This is a genomic window from uncultured Shimia sp. (assembly GCF_947498095.1).
GTDB lineage: Bacteria > Pseudomonadota > Alphaproteobacteria > Rhodobacterales > Rhodobacteraceae > Shimia.
On the sequence record NZ_CANMJE010000033.1, the window covers coordinates 1 to 4,467 of the forward strand.

At 47.6% G+C, this 4,467-nt stretch carries 2 protein-coding genes and 3 pseudogenes; 2 read left to right on the forward strand and 3 right to left on the reverse strand.

Annotation, left to right across the window (positions count from 1 at the left end):
• Positions 1-374 precede the first annotated feature (374 nt).
• Both lptC and Q0932_RS20405 read left to right on the forward strand, forming a co-directional pair.
• Entirely contained in the window at positions 375-950 is a 576-nt protein-coding gene (lptC, locus tag Q0932_RS20400; protein WP_299357090.1) for an LPS export ABC transporter periplasmic protein LptC, read from the forward strand.
• A gap of 72 nt (positions 951-1,022) precedes the next feature.
• A pseudogene (locus Q0932_RS20405) lies at positions 1,023-1,277 on the forward strand (IS3 family transposase); the annotation flags it as partial.
• 419 nt (positions 1,278-1,696) lie between these two features.
• Here Q0932_RS20405 and Q0932_RS20410 read toward each other — a convergent pair.
• From Q0932_RS20410 to Q0932_RS20420, 3 genes and pseudogenes are all read right to left on the reverse strand, one after another.
• Positions 1,697-1,845, reverse strand: a pseudogene (locus Q0932_RS20410) (dTDP-glucose 4,6-dehydratase); the annotation flags it as partial.
• Positions 1,846-1,869: 24 nt separating this feature from the next.
• Positions 1,870-2,322: pseudogene (rfbC, locus tag Q0932_RS20415) on the reverse strand (dTDP-4-dehydrorhamnose 3,5-epimerase).
• A gap of 164 nt (positions 2,323-2,486) precedes the next feature.
• Positions 2,487-4,286, reverse strand: coding sequence for an ABC transporter ATP-binding protein (locus Q0932_RS20420; RefSeq protein WP_299357091.1), 1,800 nt, complete (start codon positions 4,284-4,286; stop codon positions 2,487-2,489).
• Positions 4,287-4,467: the final 181 nt, after the last annotated feature.

Below are 4,467 nucleotides of genomic sequence, written 5' to 3' on the forward strand. Positions count from 1 at the left end.
GAAACCATCATACCAATGGAACCCAGGCCGATCATGCACTAACAATCAACTTGGACCCGTCAGATAGGGCTGCTCACCTTGGTCGCATAGCACCTCAACTTGCCGTAACTTCGTAACAATCTCTTCAGGTTTGTGTCGCCTGATTCCCATATTCGATCCTCCGTTTCCTAACAATAGGGGCGGGCCACTTCAGTGGGGGAGGATCATCATAAGAGGCAGAAGCCTGAGCGCGATTGAGTTTTGTAGTTACCATTTGCAAAAAGAGGTTCATTCTGTGAGTTTTGGAGAAACAACAGAATTGCAACATGACCTTCCTCCCTTCTTTTTCAAAGATTAAGGCCATTGAGATTCTCCTGAGTGAAAGCAAAGGTTAGATGGATTTCTATTCAAAAATTGTTTGGGCCTTCAAAATTGTCTGCCTGGTATCCGCAGCAATTTGTCTGGTTCTCCTTTTCGCGCTAAAAAGGGGCGCGAGCATTACCAGCAGTGAAGGCGGGGACATTGATAGCCCCTTCTACCATTTTGAAATTGGCGTACTAAACAACTCTGTCACCAGAGGAGCGACAGAAAATGGCTCCCTATTCGAAGTTTTCTTACAGAAAGTTGAAGTGGGGCAAGACCTCGAAGGCTCAGTGGCGACAGTTGTCAATGGTAATGTGAAGTTATTGTCTGGACGGCAAATTGAGTTTTCTGCGGAGGAAGGCATTCTTTCAAAAATGGACAGCCAGATTTCTTTGAAGGGCGAAGTTGTTGTTAGCACTTTGGATGGATCAACTCTTTACTCAGATTTACTAGTAGTCAACTTAGGCGACATTTCCGGATATTCACCTTCTCCGGTTTTGTTTGAAAGCCCAATTGGCACAATTGAATCCGATTATATGGATTTCAGTAGCGGTGAAAGCGGTTTACTAATCACTTTTTCCAGGCAAGTAAGTGTGAATCAAGAGTGAGTAACCTGGCGACCTGCAAGTTACTCTCCAATTTTTTGGACGGGATCTGGCGCAAATTTGGCTACTCGTTGCACCTGCTTCAGATGCAGTCCCGTTCTGAGTGACGAGAACGAAAAGATCGCCGATTGGCTAGAACTCCTCACCGCCAAAAAGCGGAGCTGAGGCTTTAGCCTGTGCTTATTGTATCTGCGCAACGTTTAGGGCTACGGGTGGAACAACAAACGCGTCTGTCGGATCTACTGCGAGATGAGGCTGAACATGCGGATCAGGCCTAATAAGCGCCCTAAGACGGACAAACCTGAACCGCTTGCCGCGCCAGATGTCCCACCCGTCTAAAGTTGAACACATCTGAACGCCGCACTTGCGCAGTCTTGGGACTGTCGCGTTCAAGTCTGCGGTATCAAGCGAAGCCGACGAATGACGATGCGTTGCGTCTGGCGATGATCCGGCTAGCCAAACAGTATGGTCTCTATGGCTATCGGAAGGTGACGGCTCTGCAGCGGATGGAGGACTGGCTCCTCTCGGCAGATCGCTTTGCAATCGCCTGCCGGGCAATGGGTCAACCACAAGAAAGTCGAACGCTTATGGGGTGAAGAGGGCCTGCAACTCCCCCACCGCCATAAGAAACGAAGGCGTCTTTATCACAAAGACAGTTCCGTCATCAGGCTGCGCCCCATGTCCGTCGTTGGAGTTTTTGGAACCACTGGCGGCTTAAACTATGAGAGAGTTCGGTGCAGCACTGCTTCACGATCGCAAGTATCGACATGTTCAAAGACGTAGTTCGAGCTATCGGCCACGCCTGCCACATTCTGAGACAGCCCGCATGGGTTAACGCATCTGGCTTGACCACCTCATGACCGCGGGACACTGCAAGACGCAAGGCAGCAGAACCAATGAGCCCTGCTCCACCTTCATAGAGTTATCTTTCGTAAGTGAGCGGGCTGTCAAAATCGGCCGACGCCGGAGCGGCTTCGTCTTTCCCACTCAAGATCGGCATGCCATCAAAACCCCAGTTGATGCCACATCTATCCCACCAATTCGCACCACCGAATTCGCGTGCATACTGGACCGTGCATTTATAGATAATCTCGGTGTCAGAAACGCGGGTCACAAATCCGTGCAGGAAACCGGCCAGAATCCGCAGTTATTTGCCGTTCTAAAAACTCAACGCTTCACTGACCCATTGCCCATAGGTGGGCGATCCTTTGCGCACATGAACGGCAGAATCAAACAAACACCCACAACCTCAACGCACCAACTTGCCCTGTGTTTGTAGTGGAGACTGAAAGCGCAACCCCTGGACGGTGTCGAAACCACGGCTCATCGAATGGTTGTCTTGCACAAAATCAGTAGCCAGACCTTCTTCGGCCATATGGCGCGGGTCCGGCTTTCAAAAAATGACCACGATTGCGCCATAGCGCGCCGGGGTGGTAAATGGACTTGCCCAATAGCTGCGTGTTCAATTTAGATGAATCAGGCAAACCTCATTTGTTAATAATCAGTTTTCAAGACCAATAAGATTCCAAAACAGAACGTCTATTTTTGATAGCCTTGTTGTTGCGCATTGTACATGGATGCATATAGCCCTTTTTGGGCCAATAGTTGCGAATGATTACCCTGTTCGATGAGTTTACCGTGTTCAAGTACATAAATGAGGTCTGCCTGAGTAACGGTTGAAAGCCGGTGCGCAATAACAATGCTAGTTCGCCCCTTCATAAGACCCTCCATAGCTCCTCTTATTCGGTCTTCCGTTTTTTGATCTAAAGCTGAAGTTGCTTCGTCAAGAATAACAACTGGCTTATTTTGCAAAAAGGCCCTAGCGATTCCTATTCGCTGTTTTTGGCCACCGGAAAGCTGAGCCCCTTTCGGACCTACCGGCGCGCTCCCTCGTTCCTCCATTAAGGACAAAATATCCGCCGCCTCTGCCGCGTCGAAAACTTCTTGATCTGAAGCTTCTGGCTTTACATATTTAACATTGTCAAAAATTGATCTATTGAAAATAACTATATCTTGGGAAACTACCGAATAAATCCCCCTTAGCGTTTCCAATTTGTATTCGCAAAGCGGGCGGCCATCAAAAGTAATCTCGCCGGATTGTGGTTCATATAGCCGTGCAAGCAGGCTTAGTATTGTAGTTTTTCCCGATCCAGTTGATCCCACGATAGCTGTGGTTCTTCCACCTCTAAACACCAAATTTAAATTGTGTAGTAGTGGATGGTTAGTTTCATAAGAAAAACTAACATCCCGAAAAACGATATCGCCTTCACCATCAAGTTCCGCAACACTATTTGGTGTGTCAACGATTTCTGGCGTTTCCAACATCAGGGTATGAATACTTCTAAACAAAATTAGAGCTGCCTGCAGCGCAACAAAATACGAAGACGCACGACGCGCGGGGTCAAACACTAGCACCAAGCCAATTAGAAAGGCTATTATTGACGCTCCATCTGTCTCATATTCTGGGCTGAGCACCATGTATCCGCCGCCGCCAATGACCATTGAAAATGCCACAGCTGCAGCAAAGTCCATCCACGGTAGACTCAGCGCCTGAGCTGCCTGCAATCTGATGTTTAGGGTCCTGATGCCCTTAGTAGACGTGGCCAAACGCCTTTTCTCCATTTCTTCTTGCCCAGATATCCGGATAGTCCGCATTCCATTGGTCATCTCTTCAATGCCATTTATGAAATCGCCCATAACAGCTTCGGCGCTTTGCTGTATCTCCTTAATCCGCTTAGAAACTCTTCTCAGGCCAAACAAAACAAATGGTACAACAAATACCACACCCGCAAATAGGAAGGGTTCTTTGTAAATTAGATATGTTGAAAGTATTAGAATGGTGGCCGCGTCTCTAAGCGCCTTAACCGTTTGTTGCCCTACAAACGAACTTAGGCCATCCGCTTGTTGTACAAGACGTAGGATAACATCCCCGGATTTAGCTTTATCAAAATGAGCGAGATCCAAGCTCAGATATTTTGCGACCATGTCGTCGCGCATTCTTTGCACCGCATCGTTGGCTATCCAAGTAGCTATCCTTGGAGTTAGATAGGAAACTACGCCGCGAAAAAGAAAAATCCCCGTCACCATGGCGCAAATCTCAAATAGATCTTGTAGCGTACCTCTTTCAAAAACGATACGCATGCCGCTTTCGGTCAACTTTAGAAACTCTCGATAAACATACCCCTGAGCTGCCGTCATTCCCAAAATTAGAAACAGCCAAATCATTTTGGATTTCAGGTAGTTCCGCCAAAACCAACCAAGCGCTAGCTTGTCAGATTCCGTAAAAAACTTGTGCTCAGTTAAGTTTACCATCGATATGCCTGTTTTCCCAAATACCATCTACAGTTCGCTAGAAAGCCAATCCTTCGAAACCCAGTCCCGGTCCGGGAGAATCGCATTATCGATCAATTGTCAATATCTAGCGCGCAGAATCAAATTTCCTACTATTTGGCGTTTGTGTCTTAGCCCCCCAAAACTTTGCCACTATTTAGTGTCATGAGAGGATGTAGGGATGGCTGGG